Below are 19,759 nucleotides of genomic sequence, written 5' to 3'. Positions count from 1 at the left end.
ACAATTAAACTAATTGTTTTGCTTGAAACTGTTTCAACTCTCCAGGAGCAACCGTGCCGTGTTCTGTAATAATTCCTGAAATTAATTCGGCCGGAGTTACGTCAAAAGCGGGATTGTAAAATTCTACACCCTCTGGACAAATTCGCGTAGTTCCAACTTGATACATTTCCACAGCATCGCGTTCTTCAATGGGGATTTGGCTGCCGTCTGAAAGTTCAAAATCAATTGTTGATAAAGGTGCGGCGACAAAGAAGGGGACGTTGTGAGCTTTGGCAACAATTGCTAAACTGTAAGTACCAATTTTATTGGCTGCGTCGCCGTTAGCAGCGATTCTGTCTGCACCGACAACTACTGCGTGAATCATGCCGAGTTTCATGCAGTGAGCGGCCATATTGTCGGCTATTAATGTGACGGCAATTCCTTCTTGCACGCATTCCCAAGTTGTGAGTTTTGCACCTTGGAGACGGGGGCGAGTTTCGTCTGCAAAAACTCTGCCAAGTCTGCCTTCTCGCCAAGCAGAACGAATTACACCTAATGCTGTTCCGTAGCCTGCTGTAGCTAAGGCACCGGCGTTGCAGTGAGTTAGTAAGTTCAATTTTTCGGGTGTTGCTGGCAGAACTTCTAAGCCTTTGTCGCCGATATCTTTGCAAGTTTGCAAGTCTTCGGCTTGAATGGTTTTAGCCATTTCTAACAAAGTTTTTTGGATTTGTTCGACGGAACCGCTAGTTTTTTCGGCTGTTTTGAGCATTCGGGATATCGCCCAAAACAAATTAACGGCTGTGGGACGAGTCGATCGCAATAATTCACCAACTTGTTCTAGTTTAGCGAGAAATTCGGTGCGATCGCCCGTTTCAATTTCCCTCGCGCCCAAATACATGCCGTAGGCTGCCGCTACGCCGATCGCCGGAGCACCTCGGACTATCATAGTTTTAATCGCCTCAGCCATATCTTGAGAGTGGCTAATTTCGACTACACCATATTCTTGCGGCAGTCGGTTTTGGTCAATTAGCACAACTCGGTCTTCTTTCCAAGTGATGGGGGAAACTGGGGAGTTTTGAGCGGTCATCAATTTCAGTTATGTGAGGGACAAGTTTCTATCATGCCATGAAGGCGACTATTTCTCTATATTATGGGTGACAGGCTGGATTTGCCAAAATCCCTGGCCTGCGGTTTGATATTTGAGATGGAAGAATTGCTGGATACTTACTACTTTTTTCTGGGTTTGGAACTTCCATATAGCTGGCTTCCTGTCACAAAATTGTACTGAGTCAAAAAAATAACATTAAATTTTGTAAATTATATTGACATTTTTAGAAATATTTCCGGAATGGGGAACAAGCTACCTGTACCAGCAGTCTGATTTTTTAAGTTGAAAATGAAAAAGTGCGATCGACCAACTTTCGCTCTCCAAAAACTTCAAAAAAAATCACAAAAATAGATAATTGTCAAGTTTTGCCTGTGCAACTTTTATTGAGTTGAAGGCTGATTTTGTGGTAGCGGTATTTGTGCTTGGAAGTTGGGCGACGATCGCACGGAAACAACAATTTGAAAACCTACTTAGGTGCATGAGAGAAAGGTAATTATGAAAAACCAACAAATAGTATTTGTAGATGCAGCCGTTGAAGATTGGCAGAGTCTGGCTGCGGGTGTGAAACCGGGTATAGAGGTTATTTTAGTCGAACGCACGCGGGACGGCATCGAACAAATTTCCGAAGCATTGCAAAGCCGCAAAGGTATAGAAAGCGTTCACATTATTTCTCACGGGGAATCGGGAAGTTTGCAGCTAGGGCAAACTAAGCTGAATTTCGACAATTTAGAAACATATCGCGACTGTTTGCAGCGGTGGTTTTCGTCATCTGTAAACTCAATTAAAAATCGATTTGAAATTCTGCTCTACGGATGTAACGTAGCAGCGGGTGAAAAAGGAGCAGCTTTTGTACAACAACTGAGCAAGTTAACAAAAGCTAATATTGCTGCTTCGGCCGATGCTACCGGGAGCGCGCAAAAAGGTGGAAACTGGTTGCTTGAATACGCTACTGGAGCGATTAAAGCTGGATTGGCGATCGAGCCAGAGGTAATGGCAAATTACGCGCATACCTTGGCGATATTCACTGTTAGGAATACCAACGATGCAGGGCCGGATTCGCTGCGACAAGCGATTACGGATGCGAATGCCACTGCCGCACCGCCGCCGCACAATATTAACTTTGCCATTCCCGGTGCAGGCGTTCAGACGATCGCACCCCTCTCAATCTTGCCCAATATTAACGTTCCCACAATCATCAACGGCACTACCCAACCGGGGTTCGCCGGCACCCCCCTCATCGAAATCAATGGAGCTGGTGCAGGTGGTGTCAGCGGTTTTCGGGTCTTGGCCGGTGGCGGTGGCAGCACCTTGCGGGGATTGATAATTAACCGCTTCGGCAACACCGGCATCTCCCTCGAAAGCAACGGCAACACCGTAGCGGGAAACTACATCGGTGTCGATGCAGCAGGTACCGCGGCCTCGCCCAACGCCTTATTTGGTGTCGCCGTTCAGAATGGCGGCAGCAATAATATTATCGGGGGGATTGCCGCGGGCGATCGCAACGTCATTTCTGGAAATACTGCCGATGGCGTCATCATCGTCGGCGGTACGGGGGGCAACCAAGTGCTGGGCAACTACGTCGGCACCAACGCCGCAGGCACCGCCGCCTTGCCCAACGCCAGCGGAGTTACCGTCAACGGCGTACCGAACAACACTATTAACGGGAATGTCATTTCCGGCAACAGCAATAGTGGTACGGTCATTCTCAATCCCGGTGCGACGGGCAACATTCTGACAGGCAACTTCATCGGCACTAATTTTGACGGTACCACTGCTGTCCCTAACACTAATGTCGGCGTAGTCATTGGGGGAGGTGCAACCAACAATACCGTTGGCGGAACGACCCCAGCCGCCCGAAACATTATTTCCGGCAACAGTGGCGGTAATGGTGTCGTCCTTATTGGGCCCACCACTGTCGGCAACTCGTTGTTTGGCAACTTCATCGGCGTTGCTGCCAACGGTACGACTCCGCTGCCCAATGTTACCGGGGTATTTATTCCTGATGGCGCAAGCAATAATGCGATCGGCGGTACAGTGGTAGGTCAAGGAAATACGATCGCCAGCAACCTCCTTTCGGCAGTAAACATCCTCGCCGGTACCGGCAACAGCATCCAAAACAACTCCATCTTCGCTAACGGCGGCCTAGGAATCGACCTCGGCAACAACGGCATCACCGCCAACGATGCGGGCGACGCCGACACAGGCGCTAACAACCTGCAAAACACCCCCGTACTAACTACCGCTACCGCCAGCGCAGGCAGCGCCACCGTCGCGGGAACCTTCAACAGCACGCCCAGTACCAATTTCACCCTCCAATTTTTCGCCAACAACCCCCCCGGTACCCAAGGTCAAACCTTGATTGCTTCTGTCCCGATAACGACAGACGCGGCCGGCAACGCCACCTTCAATCAAACCTTCCCAGCAGCAGTCACCGCAGGGCAATTAATCACCGCCACAGCAACAGATGCCGCCGGCAACACCTCCGAATTTTCCGCACAGCCGATTCCCGTTGTCGTACCGCTGAGTACCATCACCGGTATCAAATTTAACGACATTGACAGCAACGGCACTCAAGCCGCCGGAGAACCTGGTGTCCCCGGAGTGACTGTTTTCCTTGACACTAACAACAACACCATTCTCGATGCGGGAGAAACTTCGGCAACGACAGGTGCTGACGGCAGCTTCAATTTCCCCAACTTGCCCGCAGGCACTTACAACGTTCGGGAAGTTGTGCCAGCCGGCAGCCAATCAACTACTCTCAACCCGGTTTCGGTGACGCTGGCGGCGGGTCAAACGACTCCGGTGAGTTTCGGCAATCAATCAATACCTGCGGTACTGGGAAGCATTACTGGTATCAAATTTAACGACAAAGACGGCAACGGCACTCAAGCAGCCGGAGAACTCGGTGTCGCCGGAGTGACTGTTTTCCTTGACACTAACAACAACACCATTCTCGATGCGGGAGAAACTTCGGCAACGACAGGTGCTGACGGCAGCTTCAATTTCCCCAACTTGCTCGCAGGCACTTACAACGTTCGGGAAGTTGTGCCAGCCGGCAGCCAATCAACTACTCTCAACCCGGTTTCGGTGACGCTGGCGGCGGGTCAAACGACTCCGGTGAGTTTCGGCAATCAATCGATACCTGCGCTACTGGGAAGCATTACTGGTATAACATTTAACGACTCCGACGGCAACGGCATTCAAGGTGGGGGAGAAACTGGCTTAGCCGGAGCGATTGTTTTCCTCGACACGAACAATGACGGCATTCTGGGCGCTGGAGAAACTTCGGCAACAACTACCAGTCCTCTGGGCAGCTTCAATTTCCCCAACTTGCCCTCCGGTACTTACAGCGTCCGGGAATTCCTGCCACGTGAGAGCCAGCCGACTACTCCCAATCCAGTTTCGGTGACGCTGGCTGCTGGCCAAACTACTCCTGCTGTGGTGAATTTTGGCAATCTCCTACTCTCAGATCCCCCTCTTCCACCACTTGTTGGCAGCATTACTGGTATCAAATTTAACGACATTGACGGGAACGGCACTCAAGCAGCCGGAGAACTTGGTGTTGCCGGAGTGACTGTTTTCCTCGACACCAACAACGACGGCATTCTCGGTACAGGAGAAACTTCGGTAACTACGGATGCTAACGGCGGCTTTACTTTCCCCAGCTTGTCAGCAGGCACTTACAACGTTCGGGAAGTTGTACCGACTGGAACTCAACAAACTACTCCCAACCCGCCCCCAGTTACTTTGGCAGCAGGACAAACTACTCCTGCTACAGTTAATTTCGGCAACCAAGCGATACCGACTCCGACTCCGACTCCGACTCCGACTCCGACTCCGACTCCAACTCCGACTCCCGCTCCAACTCCGTCTCCAACTCCGATTTTGACTCCGACTCCCGTGCAGCAAGGCAGCATCAGCGGTCTTAAATTCAACGATGCCAACGGTAACGGTACTCAGGATGAGGGGGAAACGGGTCTTTCGGGATGGCAAATTTTCCTCGATGCTAACGCAAACAACTCTTTAGATTCGGGCGAAACTGCTCTTACCACTGAGGCTTCTGGCAATTACAGCTTCACCAACCTCAACTCCAATACTCCTTACAATGTGCGGGAAGTGCAGCAGACTGGCTGGACGCAAACTACTGCTAATCCGGCTACGGTTAATCTGGGTAGCGGTGACAGTCGCAGTGGAATTAACTTCGGCAATTTCCAAAATATTAGCATCTCCGGCAGCAAGTTTAATGACCTCAACAACAATGGGGTTTTGGATGCTCAAGAACCGCTGTTGCCGAACTGGCAAGTCTTCCTTGATGCTAACGGCGACGATTCTTTGAACGGTGGAGAAGTTAACACTGCGACTGATAGTTTAGGTGGCTACAGTTTTACTAATTTAGGCCCGGGAACTTATCGAGTTCGCGAAGTCAATCAACCGGGTTGGACGCGAACTACTGCTAATCCGGCTGATATTATTGCTGTCAGCGGCACGAATGTTAGCGATATTAACTTTGGCAATTTTTTCGCCCAACCACCAACACCGCCTCCGCAAGCAGGACAAGATGCTGACTGCATTTGTGCGGAAATTGTTTTGCCAAATATTGCCAGCGTTCGCGGCCCGAATTCTGTTAGCAATAGCTTCGATGGTACCAACGGTAACGATACTATTCTCGGCAGCAGTAACGGTGAGGAAATTAACGGTTTTGACGGATCTGATTTGTTGGCTGGATTGCGGGGAAATGACAATATTTATGGGGGACTTAACAGCGATTTCCCTGTCGGCCCAAATATAGACAGGGACTTGCTATTTGGCAACGAGGATAATGATTACATCAACGGTGTTGCTGGAGATGATTTAATCTTTGCGGGCGAAAACGACGATGTTGTTTACGGTGGCAAAGATGATGACATCATTTTCGGAGACAAGGGGAGTGATACTTTAATTGGCGATGAGGGCGATGATACTATCTACGGGGGAACTCTTAACCCTTTGGACTCGGATTTGACCGGCAACGATTTGCTGTTTGGTTTGGCGGGCAATGATTTCCTCAGCGGGGAAGAAAATCAAGATACGATCGCAGGTGGTGACGGTAATGATACCGTGCGGGCAGGTAAGGGCGATGACGTAGTTCTGGGCGAATCGGGTAACAACCTGCTGTTTGGCGATGAAGGGAACGATACTATCTGCTGTGGCGACGGGGAAGATACTGTGTACGGAGATATTGGCAGCCCTCTTCCCATTGGTTCTGCTGGCGGACAAGACCAAATCTGCGGCGGTTTGGGTAACGATTTGCTGTTTGGCAATGAAGGTCAGGATACCGTCAATGGCGATGCTGGGAATGATACTCTTTACGGCGGCAAGGATGAGGATAGTTTGCTCGGCGGTGCTGGGGATGATTTCTTGTTTGGAGATGAGGGGAATGATACTCTGATTGGAGGTACTGGGAACGATCGATTTATGTTGGGTATTGACCTCGGCAGCGAGACTATTTTAGACTTTCAATACGGCCTCGATTCGATCGGCTTAATGGGTGGTCTGAATTTCTCGCAACTGAGCGTTGTTGCGGAGAATAGTTCTACTCTGATCCGAGTTACCGGTTCGGGTCAACTCTTAGCGACTCTGAGCAATGTGCCCGCAAGCCTGATTACTGCTACGGATTTTACTCTCCTGTAGCGCGATTAGGTGAGAATATTGTAGGGACGATGGATTAAGAGACTGTTGGCAAATAAAAAAGGGTGAAACCAAACATTTTACAGCAGATTCCACCTTGTTTGTGAAGTACACCCCTGATCCCTGAATCCCCGTAGGGAAAAGGCATTGCCTTTTCCCTACTACTTTATGAACCTGGAATACGCTGTATAATCATGGCAAATAAACTCTGATGAGCCAGAAGTAATATCGTTTTCGGTTGCACAGCGCCGTGTCCTACCTGGGAAGTATCTCAATGAAAGCAACCAAGCTAGAAATTGGAGTTTTGAGGCAGGAGACAGGAGGCTCTCTGCCCCCCTAAGTCACCACAACCTGCTGTACCTCGTTTCAGACCCCAATCAGCCTAAACCCGTCTTCCTCGCGCACAGCCTGCTGCTTGATGAGCAAATTACCCGCTTTCTATTGGGAGAAAAAAGACAAAATAGCTTGCCCCATATACCCTACGGGTTGCCATGCACTACTTTGAGAAATCGCTTTTCTCTCTAAACTTTTGCGGCCGCCATCACCAAAGCATCACTGAGGCTTCGCCTGCAGCCAAGTTAGAGTATAAGCGGATTCTCAGCACATACCGCCGACCTTTATAAAGCCGAACATTGATTTGTGAATTCAAGTCTGTGCCACTGTCGTCGTCACCAGCAACATACTTCAAATCACCACTCTGATCCTCGAACAGAACCATGACTGTATCTGCTTGTCCGAAAGTCCCAATTGTATAGCTTCGGGTAGCAGAGGGGTTGATCGCAAAGTTTTTCTGTTCAGCAGGCGCGAGGGACAGAATCTCCGAATGGAACGGTTTAAGTTCTGTATAATTCGAGTCATCAAGCGGGGGATAAAATAATCGTACCTGCGACACATCGTGCTCAGAAAGTCCGCCAGCCGGCTTTAATCCTTTGTGGTAATCCACAGGTTTCTCAATCAGTCCCGCTGCAAAAGCGTAGTGCATGATTGAGTTGGGGTCCCACTGTGACCCCTCAACTTCTCCTACTTCAAGCTTTTGGAGCACATTATAAAAAGTTGTCTCTCGGTCCCAATTGTTAGGAGGAGCACCAAAATATTTATAAACGGCTTCTTCGTCCCATACCATACCAGCAAACGGGTTTTGGTGTTCGTGAGGGAAACCTAAGGCGTGGCCGATCTCGTGAACAGGGACATCTACCCCACGGGGATCTTGCCGAAGATCCCAGCCAAAGTTCATGGTTCGCTCGCCTTGCTTAGGAATATCGAGCGCATCGCGGCCAATATATGAGAAAGCTCCATCCCCTTGCACAAAGCCGATTCTTATCTCTGCCTCGCTGATGTTCCGAACCTCCTCAAACTTGATACCAATCCCTACCTTTTTCCACACCTCAAACCCTTGGCGGACAATCTCCTTCTGCTCATTCGGGCCTGAATTTGGGCCACTCTCAAAAAAGTAATAACGTAATTTTGTACCGTTAACCCACTTCTTCTGGATTAACTGTATTAGACGAACACGCTCCGGCGACACGCTCGGATCGAAGATGCGTGGAGGAACCTTTGGCATAGCACAAAAATGTTGTGCTTCCTTGCCATATTCTGCGCTACCTGAGCCAGCTTTGAGGCAGAGCTTAGCTTCAAGTTGTTCGATGCGTTTTAGTAATTGCTCAACTTGATCAGAGTCGATTTCCGAAAGTTTAGTCATGACAAATTCCTTCCAAGTGAATACCTAGGGAGTTTAATTCCCAACCTGTGCTGAATCGCGGCAAAAGTCCTTCCAAAGAACCAGCTATTTTGAGAATGTTTATTTTCATTTACCTGAATCAAGTGGGAACGCAGTAGCTTCAGCAAATAGAAACTACAAACCTGTAAACACTGACCTAGATAAATGCGATGTCCTGAGCTTGTGTAGACTGACTTAGATCCTTATGAAACCCTGATTTTTTGTTAGGCTGATAAGTGGCTTCGGATAGACTTCCTACCCTCAATATTGCATGATGAGAGGGCGATCGCACTTTACAGGGAACTCGTGATATCCCATTCTAGTTTCCCGCTTTACACTGTAAAGGATCAATAGTCCGGACAGTTTTTAAACAGGAGTCTGAAACCCTTGATTTTTCGTTCGGATCTCGATGGCGCAATCGCCCTGAAACCCTTATTTTAAGGTTGGCAATCAAACACTATCCAAAGTATTGATATCAATAATTGACAAGAGCCTGGGAGAGCTTACTGCATAGCCTTTATAGGCTATCATATCAAACTTGGCATAGTAGAGGTCGCCGATTCAAATCCCGCCGCTTCGATCGCAAAAACCCGCCGAATTAAGCGGGTTTTGTAGTTTTCCTAAACCTAAATCTTTTCACTCTTGAGCAATGATTAAACAATCACTGCCAACTTTCGACAAAAAATCTGGAAACGCTGATGTGGGGTTTCCATCTTTGTTTACAACTCTGCGGAGTGTATAGCCTTTTTCAGGAGCTCTGCCAAAAAACGAGTTTCTGCGATCCCAAATATCCCCATTCGGAGTGTTCGGATCTCGATCGATCAAAAAATCCATCAGCCACGGTGGTACAGACAATCCAAACACGATTGGTGTGATGTGCCCGTGCTGCAAAGCTGCATCCGAGAAGCGGAACAAGTAGCTGAAGCGAGAAAATTTGACGGCATAAAGTAACATCCGTCCCGCCATTGATGAATGAAATGTCCAGACAACTGGATTATAAATCCGCAGCAATAACGTTCGTTGGTTAGCATTCCATTCTGAATTGTACATCGTCAGACAATAGTCTGGCAAAATATTCCCGTCCATAAAGAAGATACCTTGGAGGGCTTCGGGGAATTCGGGGGGATGCTCTGGTTTCATCCAAGTTGCGATGTCTTTTAGTTTCTTTGTTTCGATTAACATGGTATTATTTAACTTCGAAAATAAGTGTGATTTCGTGTCCTGTTAGATACCCCCTTTATTTCTTAGTCCGCTGGGAGCGGACGAAAGTTTGTGTAGGATCGGTTGAAACCGCTGTCTGTCTTATGCGATCGCACTTTTGGATTAATTATCCCTGCAAATTAGGTTGCGACGATCGCCGAACTTTACCAACTGTACTCACCACATCCACCAGCATATTCATTGCAACGTCTTTAGCGGGGCAAATCCGTCCCGCGCTGCGATCGCCCACCGCATGAAAACCCATATGATAAGGGCACAAATTCTCGCGGTTAGCGTTGAATTCGTACACTGTAGATCCCCAGAAACTCCCGTCAAGCAGCCCTAGACTGAGCGGTATCAGTACCTTGGTGCCGGCAGGGAAAGTGCGTTCTTTGCCCCCTAGCGTGGCGGTAAATGGCTCTGTGGCGACTCGGTGCGTGGCGCTGACGGGAGCCCAGAGGCGCGCACATTCCAGGAGGAAAAGCTTGATCGACTGGCGATCGTCCAAATCGAGAGCGTCCCAAAACTCAGTCGGATTAATTTCGGCCGTATGTGTTCCTTTATACGCGGGAAGAGGGCGGTATCCCATAGCCGTGTAACCTAGGTGCAGGGGGCCTTGCAGTCCCGCTATCCCCATAATCGCTGTCATCAGCTTCGCCAATTCCCGCCGAGTCATCCCGTTGTTTTCCGAGATCTCCTCGAAGTCTGCTAAAGCGGGAGAATTTTCGTAAATCGTCGCCGCGCGCTCGATGAGAGCAGACAAATCCCCATGTCCAAACAGGTTCAGGCTTTGCAGCAGGCTGCCGGCGACGGCGAAGTAGTGCGTGGGGCTTTGGCGGATGTAGTGTAAATCGGTGAGAAGTTCGATCGCAGGCTTGTCATCTGGGTTAATCCCAAAAATTACGTAGTGCAAGTATGGGACTAAAAATCCCATCCAACCGCGCCTGACATCGGTAAAAAATGCTCCCCCCGCACCGTGCGGCATCTCGGTATAATCTGATGCTAGGCGATCGAGTAACCGTCTGCTGATTTCGTCTCCTTGGCGAGTGGTTGTCGCACTGTTGAAGAGATACTTCTGCATACAGCTTCGGAAGGCTGCGTGGTTGCTGCTACCGTCTGGTTCGCGATCGGACAAAGACAGCAAAAACAGGTTCCTACCGCCCACATCTTGGTTGGGGGAGAGATCCGGATCGAGCACAGAAGTACCCAGCCTCCATCCGCGCGCCTGGGGCGATGTGAGTGCTTGTTCGAGTGTTGCAAACTCTCCCATCACTACTTGTCCCGCACAGCAAAAATTAGCCCCGAAAGCCAGCCGTTTTATTTGCAAATAGGTGGGTTCGTTGGCAATTAAACCCTCAATTAGGGCGATCGCGGGCAGCATCGTTTTGCTGAGCCCCTCCTCTGGGTTTTGCAAAGCCCAAGCCTGAAACTCATTCAGGGCGGGGTTCATCAGCGGTGAGAAAATAGTATCTAAATTTAGGTTCATGATAATTCCTCCGAAATCCTCTGGCTATAACACGCTTCGCCTTTAGCAGCAAGAGGGTATTGAGTCCTTATTGAGTAGGATTCAATACCCCCAGAAATGCGAAAATCAGTAAGTATAACTATAGCCATGTTTATTGGTGAACGTCGTGGCAATATAGATTAATTCTACTGAATATGTTTGCGTCCAAGTCTAACCTGGTTCCGGAGATTGACTGTAATTTATCACGATTGCTGGTAAGTATATATACTCTCTAGTTTTTAAGTATTAGCGCCAATTTCTGAGAGTCGCAGATAACCGTGGTTATCTGCGACTACTTGCTATTAGATTGAGGCAAAATCGGCGACACCAATCAGACTCGAAGACACTCCAGTTAGAGAAGCAAAAACTTTTCCGGTTGAGGCCAAACTAATCTGAGTTATGCCATTACTTTCAGTAATTGCCAATTGCGAAAAAGTAACGCCACTGGCGAGTGTTAGCAAATCTTTGCCATCTTCAAAATCGGCAACAGTATCGATGCCCGCATCAATAGATAGTAAGAAGCGATCGCTCCCGATGCCTCCCAGTAAAGTATCATCTCCCATTTCACCGCTGAGGAAGTCGTCGCCATCACCGCCAATTAACAGATCGTTACCTTTCCCGCCACGTACAGTATCATTGCCAGTGCTACCCTCTAGGATATCATCACCTAGATTGCCAAAGATGATATCGCCACCGTCGCTACCGGTGATAGTATCAATTCCCTTGCCACCGTAAAGGGTATCGTCGCCAAAACCGCCATTGATTAAGTCATTGCCTTGATTGCCATTAATCCAGTCATTGCCGTTAAAACCAAATATCAAATCATTCCCTTTTTTGCCGCTGAAAACATCGTCGCTGCTGTCGCCGCCTAGAGTATCGTCGCCATCAGTACCGATTTTTTGATTCGGGGAATTGTTGACTAATTCTATGCCGCTGTCGGGTGAAGGTTGGGCCGGAGTGGAGTCACTGTTTACACTCTGGCGAATTGTTGGGTTATTGACGGTTGCTGATTGAATTTGTGCGTCTAAGGATGTGCCTGTATTTTCGGCGATCACCTCTTGAATTGTTTTGCTGCCGATCGCGACTTGCTGCAAGTCTTTGGCAACTTCACCTTGTTCTACTTGTTGTACCTTGGCAATTTTAGTTGCTGCGTCTGCTAATGGGAGGTTGCTGGAGGCGATCGCCCATACCCGCTGATTCCCTTCTGCGATAATTTTAGCAACTTCCGGTGCAAGATTAGATGCTGTCTGTGCTTGCAGTTGAGTGGCGGCTGACTGAATGACGGTTTGTAACTGGGCGGGATTGGTTAAATCGAGAGCGCCGGATTGAATTTGGTTAGCAATGGTAGAAATTAGGCGATCGGCAATTTCAGTTTTAGCAATATTGGAACCACCGCTAATCAGATTCGTTGTCAAAACAATTGCATTTTGTACCTGAATATGCACTGCATAAACAGCCAAACCGTTAGAGTCATTTTGGGTAATTGCTTGTAGCGGATCGTAGCTAGTCAAGTCAATTGCTGGCGATACTCCAAATGCTGCTTTAACTTTAGTCTCTGCTTCATTAAGATTAATACCTTGTGCAACCAACTTCTCCATCAAAGTGGTTAAAGGAGTAACCACCGTAGCATCTGGTGTTGCAGTTAGTGGCGTTTGCTGCGGTAAATAAGTCGCCGTATTGATGCCGTCAGTAACGACAAGTCTGCCTTCATCCGGTTCGAGTTCGCCGCTGTTATTTTTGTCAAATTCTGGGAGAGAGACATCTAAGTTAAAACTGCCATCGACGTTAGAAATTGTGAAAGGTTCTTTTTCATCTGGGATGCCGTTAAAGTTAGCATCAAAGAAAACTTTTGCTCCAGTCAGGTAACTGTTAACACCGCTACCGCTCTTTCTTGAACTTTCTCCAGTGCCAAATTTTGCTAACTCAAATGTGGCAAAATCTTTTTTCCAAACTGTTTGTTTTCCTTCCCAAAATTCCCAAGGAACTATAGTTTGAAACTCCAGCCCTAAAAAAGCATTAACTTGACCTGATATATCAAAAAGTTCCCAGGGTTTGCTAATGCGGGAGCCAATTTCAGAACCTCGGATTTTACCGTCGCTTGTGCCGTTGTTTTCTCCAATATCTACTAAATCAATGCCTATGCTTCCTTCTATTCCAGCCGTTCCATAAAGGCTGGCAACTACTGCATTTACTCCGACACCTGCTTTAATAGCAGCATTGATTTTAAGTTCATCAACATCCGCACCAGTACCGTCTGGATTTGCGCGGTCGCTCACGTAAAAACCATCTAAAACTTTGTAGGCTGATGACGCATCGAACTCATCGTCTTTCCATTCTTTTAATCCGTAAGTATCGTAGCCAAATGCGAGATGTGCTGACGCATTAAAGTTGGCTTCAAGTAACCCTGATATCGGCCCAAATATAGGAAACTCTTTCCTAAAATTGAAGTCTAATCCCAGTTCAGGCATATCGTAAGTGAAAAGGACAACATCTGGTTTTCCTAAAAGAAGTTGAATGGCTGTTTCTGGCTTGGTTAAAATTGGCAAGTCTATGCCCGGAACGCTCTTGAATTTATTGACAAAATCTTTTTTATTTCCGCCTGTTTTAGAATTAATTTGTTGAGAAATATCGGACACTGAGTTTTTCAGTATCGGTGTTTTGTTTTTGAGGCTAGAATTGGGTTTTGTAACATTAATATCCCCTAAACTGTAGGAACCTAAATCGATGGCAATATTTCCTGAAGAGTTTGACAGGCTATTTGCCAATTGCGAGATTTCGTCGATTTTGATAACTGCATTTAAGAAGTCAGTGGCAACATTACCATTCGAGAATTTAGTTGCCAGTTCCAAGATCGAAACTTGGCCATCTCGATTGTTATCAAAGGAATCAGCCACACCAAGTTCTGACAGTAACTTAGTGTCTGTATTTAGGAAATCGATAATGGGTCTAAAAGGGTCAATAATATCAGAAACAGTGGTGAGTATTGGTTTTGCCAAGTTAGTAATAAAGGTTCCCAAGTCGAGTTTGAGGTTGTTAAATTCGACTTTCGGGTTAGGCAATCCAGCAAAGGGATTGTCGGTGGTTGGGGAAGCTATATTTCCCTGATTATTTGATGGCAAGAATGAAGATAAATTTGAACTCGCGCCTGTGTTTGAGTTTGAGGAACCTAGCGATTGATTTAACCCTGAAAACGTTGAAAAGTTAGCAGTAGATGAAAGTGATGAATTGAAATTTGATAGACTCGATGAATTTGAAGACGACGGCGAATTCTTTAATTGACCGTTTCTATAATTAATCAGCGGCCAATTGACTGCTAAATCAAAGTCAAAAGATGGAAAAGCAGCATCACCGTCGATGCTAGTTTTGCCGTGCAAACCGAGATTGGCATTACTGGTTAAGCTAGATTGAAATAAGTCTTCTAACTGATAACTGCCGTCTAACTCAGGCAAAGTTAAACGATTGCCATCATCAGTCCCGCCCAGATTATCTAAGTCATTCAACTTGACTTCAAAGTTGGCATCGAGTTGAGTTGGATTTTCTGGATCGTCGGTAAATTCAGCTTGTAAAAAAGCGAGGTTAGCTTGAGCTTTGAATTTCTCAGGAAGTGCTAACTTAAAGTTAGCGTTTAATTTGGTATTGTCAGTATCGATGTAGCAGCCAAAATCTTTGTTGTAACCGACACCAATAGATAACTCATAGTCAAAGTTAGGTAATTGCTCAGGTAGATTTAAGAATTTAGAAGCAACTGGTGAAATCGCTGCTTGAGAAGGAACGCTCGAACTAAACCGAGATACATTACCACTATCTATAACAGGTGCTAATGTGTCTGAATCGCTGATAGTGGAATTGATATTTGATGCTTCTATCTCATTGGATAAATTGGCAAAACGAGATAGATTTCCAGTCGGTGCAGCGAAAATTTGACTCCCAGGCTTCGGAGTTTTTTTGACTTTTAAGCCTAGTGCTGGCAGCCCTAAATCTTCAGAAAAGTTAATATTATCTAGCTGATATTTTTTGCCGATTTTAATGACTAAGTTAGTGTCATTGGGATTTGAACTACTCTCGACTTTAACATCGAATGCCGAACCAACAACCTCCTGAATGCTATTTTCTAGCTGACTAGGTGTGAAATCAGTTGCATTTTTAACCGTATTGACTAGACTATTTTTGAAATCGCTAATAAAATTAGGAGAAATACCGCTGAGTCGCCCTAAAATTGGCAATTTGAACACATTGAGTTGTTCGTTAACAATGTTTTCCAGTTTGTCTAATCCTTTTTCCAAACCGCACCATAGGGTTTTGTTATCGGTAATGCCTACAGGTGTTGGCGTTGGGGTAACAGGTGTTGGCGTTGGGGTAACAGGTGTTGGCGTTGGGGTAACAGGTGTTGGCGTTGGGGTAACAGGCGTTGGCGTTGGGGTAACAGGTGTTGGCGTTGGGGTAACAGGTGTTGGCGTTGGCGTTGGGGTAACAGGCGTTGGCGTTGGGGTAACAGGCGTTGGCGTTGGGGTAACAGGCGTTGGCGTTGGGGTAACAGGTGTTGGCGTTGGGGTAACAGGTGTTGGCGTTGGCGCAGTGTCGTTATCGGTAATGGCGACATTGACACCCCCAATTGCGATCGCACTATACTTGCTATCAGCACTCGCAGCGCTATGAGAAATACTGCCCGCATGATTTCCTTCGACAACCGCATCATCTGTAGCCGTGACTGTGACTGACTTCGCCACATTCCAGTTAGTAGAGTCGAAGCTAACAGAGGCGATCGCACTTATTTGACTCTCCGCCTCAAAGCTGAGAGTAACCGGTGCCGTCGGTTGCGAATTTAGCTTGAGTGTATAACTGCCTGTGACACCGCCTTCTGTAGCAGTTGTACTCGCAGGTGAAACACTCACGCCTGCGGTATCGTTGTCAGCAATCGTGGCTGTCACGGGAGAAATTGTCCGATTGTTATACTTGGTATCTGTACTTACAGATGTGTGAGTAATCGTGCCGCTGTGCGTGTCTTCGTTTATGCTATTGTCGATCGCACTAACAGTCACATTTTGAGCAACATTCCAATTAGTCGGTGTAAAAGTGATAGGTGCGATCGTACTAATTTGAGTACCCGCGTCAAAATTAATCGTCACGTTTGCAGTAGGTGCGCTAGTCAAAAGCACGCCATAGGTAGCCGTTGCACCGCCTTCAGCAATATTTGTACTTCCTGCCGATTGCACGATAGAAACACCGGGGCTATCGTTATCAGTAATCGATGCCGTCACATCGGGAATCGCTTTGGCGTTATAATTGGCGTCGGTACTGGTAGCTGTGTGAGCGATCGTGCCGCTGTGGGTTCCTTGTGCTAGATTGTCATCGATCGCAGTCACAGTCACAGTTTTCGCAACATTCCAATTAGTGCTGTCAAAAGTAATCGGTGTGGCGATCGGGCTAATTTGACTGCCAGTATTAAAGCTAATAGTAACTGGTGCCGTCGGTTGGGCAGTGAGTTGGATTTTGTAACTGCCAGTTGCACCGCCTTCTGTAGCAGTGATGTTGGTAGGTGCAACGCTGAAACCCGCAGTATCGTTATCGGTAATGGCGACATTGACACCGCCAATTGTGACGCCATTATACTTAACATCGGTACTGGTAGCAGTATGGGCGATCGCCCCCGCATGATTTCCTTCAACTAAATTGTCGTCAACAGCAGCCACCGCCACAGTTTGAGCGACATTCCAATTAGTTGCAGTAAAATTCAGTGCAGCGATCGGTTGAATTTGACTGCCTGTAGCCACGTTAATCGTCACAGGTGCGATCGGTGGAGTATTTAATGTAACGCTATAACTGCCATTTGCACCGCCTTCTGTCGCAGTCGTAGTAGCAGGAGTAATAGTAACGCCTGCGGTGTCGTTATCAGTGATGTTAGCATTGACAGTATTTCCGGCAGTGCCGTTAACCGTAAAACTTGCAGTCGCCCCATTATAATTAGCATCGGTACTGATAGCAGTATGGGCGATCGGGCCAGTCTGTGGCGAAGTTTCTGCGACGGCATCATCAACTGCACTGACTGTAACCGTTTGCGGTAAAAACCAATTAGTTGGAGTGAAACTAATGCCAGCAATCGGCTTAATTTCTGTGCCGGTGTTGAGTGCGATCGCCACATTTGCAGTAGGCTGATTAGTCAGCACAACAGTATAAGTATCCGTCGTGCCGCTTTCAGCAACATTAGTGCTGCCGACAGACTCAATAATCTTTACCTGCGGCCCCCCAGGAATTAGTTTAGTAATAAAAGCATCAGAGTCACCTCCCCCATTCGCCACTTGCAAAGGATTTGCTGTTGGCAAATTAGTAGAATTAGTACCTCCCGCCACATAAACTGCACCAGAATTATCTACCGCAATACCATTACCGTAGTCGTCGCCGCTGCCGCCAAGATAAGTAGAATCAACTAAAGCAGAACCCGATGAATTGATTTTCGTGACAAAAGCATCTTTGCCACCGCCACTGACACTTTGAATAGCATTTTTAGTCGGAAAATTAGTTGAAGTCGTATCCCCGGTAACATAAACATTACCCGCACTGTCTAGAGTAATGCGATGCCCGTTGTCCTCTCCGCTGCCGCCCAAATAAGTTGAATAAATCGCAGTGTAACCTAGAGAGCCTAACTCGATTATAAAAGCATCATTAGCACTACCTGCATTAGCCGCTTGAATTGCATTTTTAGTTGGGAAATCAGTTGAAGTTGTAATTCCCACAACATAGGCATTTCCAGAACTATCTACAGCGATATCAGCACCTTTATCGTCGCCACTGCCACCTAAATAAGTGGAATAAGCGCGCGCACCATTCGCGTCAAATTTACCGACAAAACCATCATACTGACCGAGAAGTGCATTTTGAAAGCCTAGATCAACCCCCGGCAAGTCCGTCGAATAAGTAAGGCCGGTAATGTAGGCATTACCATTATTATCTATGGCAATAGCTTGAGCATCTTCGCGAGCGCTACCGCCCAAGTAGGTAGAATAAACTAAAGCACTGCCAGTTGGATTAACTTTAGTAATAAACGCATCAATGTCGCCCCCGGATGTAGGCTGTGATGCACCGGGAGTTGTGGGGAAACCGTCGCCTGTCAGCCCGGTAACATAAGCATTGCCGCTACTATCTACCGCAATGCCGTTGCCTAGGGCGCCGCTGCTGCTCGTGCCTAAAAAGGTAGAATAAACTAACGCATTGCCCGCTGCATTGAGTTTTGTTACCGCAGCAGTGTAATTAGGTGCTGTAGGTTGAAAAGAACCTGGTGTAGTCGGGAATCCCGGATCGACTTGTCCGGTTAAATAAGCATTACCTTGACTGTCTACCGCAATCCCCAAACCATATTCATTGCCAGCACCGCCAATATAAGTAGAGTAAACTAAGGCAGTTCCTTCGGGGTTAATTTTGGTAACTAAGAAATCAGCTTGACCCGCTGGTGTAGTTTGAAAAGCACCAGGAGTAGTAATAAAATTGTTATTAGTAGAGCCAATAATGTAAGCCGCACCAGTGCTATCTACCGCGAGGCGGTTGGCACCCTCACTTCCGCTGCCGCCTAAGTAAGTCGAGTAAGCTAAAACCGGGTCGATTACGAGGGGTTGAGTGCGGTCAAAATCTCCTAAAGTAAAGCCAACTTGACCGTTTCCTAATAAATTATAAGCAGCGGGAACATTCACCCGCGTGCCGTTGATGTCCTGATAAACTATCGGTGCATTATCAATTAATTCGCCCAGCGGTGTTTCTAATATCAGTGCTCCGTCGTCACGCAACCGGATATCGCTAACTCCATTATAGTTCATCCGAATTTGACTCGGATCTGCCAAAGGTGCAACCAAAAACTCGCTTTTAAGTTGTCCTTCTGTTCCTTTGAAAACGCGGTCAATTCCTTGATATACGTTTTGATAAACTACGCCGTTAAATGTGGGGACGTTAGTGTGCCATTGACTCGAATCTTCGCCTAAGAGAAAGTTGGCAACTCCCGGCAATTGTTGCAAGCCGGAAATTGTGGGATTGCGGTTGCTGTTTGCTAAGCTGCTGCGGACAGTCGCAGAAGTTGCTGTTGCTGGATTTCCCGGTTCAGTTGGTGTAGAGAAAGCAGTGAAGGAGATTTCGTTGGGACTGAAAAAGATGCTGTGACCTGCGCCTTTTACCTGGAATTTCACAGATGGATCGGTTTGTCCATTATTTGCAATAAAACTTAAGGGAATTTGACCGTAAGATGATTGTTGATTTTGAGCGTTCATAGCTGATATCCCTGCTTCATTTATAAGATATGTTACTAAACTTTAAAAAGTTTCCATTCAGGACTATACTTATTACCCAACTAACCAGCAAGGACTCGCATTCCTGATTACAAACAGATTATTTTTAGACTTGTGCACAGTCTAGAGAAACACACCTCTGCTGTATTGTAAATTCTTGCGGAAAACTGGCGCAAAATATGAATTTCTTGCGAAAATTATCCCATATTTATGAATATTTGTAACTTAGTTAGGACTTACGCACGAGTGGTCAGAAACCGGGTTTTTGACGATAATTCTTGGTTGCATCCCACCGATTCGGTAAAAAACCCGGTTTC

6 protein-coding genes are annotated in these 19,759 nt (G+C 47.0%); 1 reads left to right on the top strand and 5 read right to left on the bottom strand.

Features of this window, described 5'->3' with window-relative positions:
• Window positions 1–4: 4 nt before the first annotated feature.
• Complete coding sequence (gene mtnA / locus QUA44_RS13395; RefSeq protein WP_333251749.1) at window positions 5–1,066, bottom strand: S-methyl-5-thioribose-1-phosphate isomerase; 1,062 nt, start codon at window positions 1,064–1,066, stop codon at window positions 5–7.
• Window positions 1,067–1,582: 516 nt separating this feature from the next.
• Here mtnA and QUA44_RS13390 point away from each other — a divergent pair.
• Window positions 1,583–6,757 carry an SdrD B-like domain-containing protein gene (locus QUA44_RS13390; protein ID WP_333251747.1) on the top strand — a complete coding sequence of 1,725 codons (5,175 nt, stop codon included), beginning with the start codon at window positions 1,583–1,585 and terminating at the stop codon, window positions 6,755–6,757.
• A 538-nt stretch (window positions 6,758–7,295) separates the two neighbouring features.
• Here QUA44_RS13390 and QUA44_RS13385 read toward each other — a convergent pair.
• From QUA44_RS13385 to QUA44_RS13370, 4 genes are all read right to left on the bottom strand, one after another.
• On the bottom strand, window positions 7,296–8,453 hold the full coding sequence (locus QUA44_RS13385) for a matrixin family metalloprotease (protein WP_333251746.1): 1,158 nt from the start codon (window positions 8,451–8,453) through the stop codon (window positions 7,296–7,298).
• Between the two features lie 654 nt (window positions 8,454–9,107).
• Complete coding sequence (locus QUA44_RS13380) at window positions 9,108–9,653, bottom strand: hypothetical protein (RefSeq protein ID WP_333251745.1); 546 nt, start codon at window positions 9,651–9,653, stop codon at window positions 9,108–9,110.
• Between the two features lie 145 nt (window positions 9,654–9,798).
• A complete protein-coding gene (locus tag QUA44_RS13375) occupies window positions 9,799–11,157 on the bottom strand; it encodes a cytochrome 450 (RefSeq protein WP_333251744.1) in 1,359 nt (452 codons plus the stop codon).
• A gap of 320 nt (window positions 11,158–11,477) precedes the next feature.
• Window positions 11,478–19,424, bottom strand: a complete 7,947-nt coding sequence (locus tag QUA44_RS13370; protein ID WP_333309716.1) for a DUF7948 domain-containing protein — start codon at window positions 19,422–19,424, stop codon at window positions 11,478–11,480.
• Window positions 19,425–19,759: the final 335 nt, after the last annotated feature.

The sequence above is a fragment of the Microcoleus sp. N9_A2 genome, assembly GCF_036701775.1.
GTDB lineage: Bacteria > Cyanobacteriota > Cyanobacteriia > Cyanobacteriales > Microcoleaceae > Microcoleus.
This window is presented reverse-complemented; position numbering and strand designations above follow the sequence as displayed.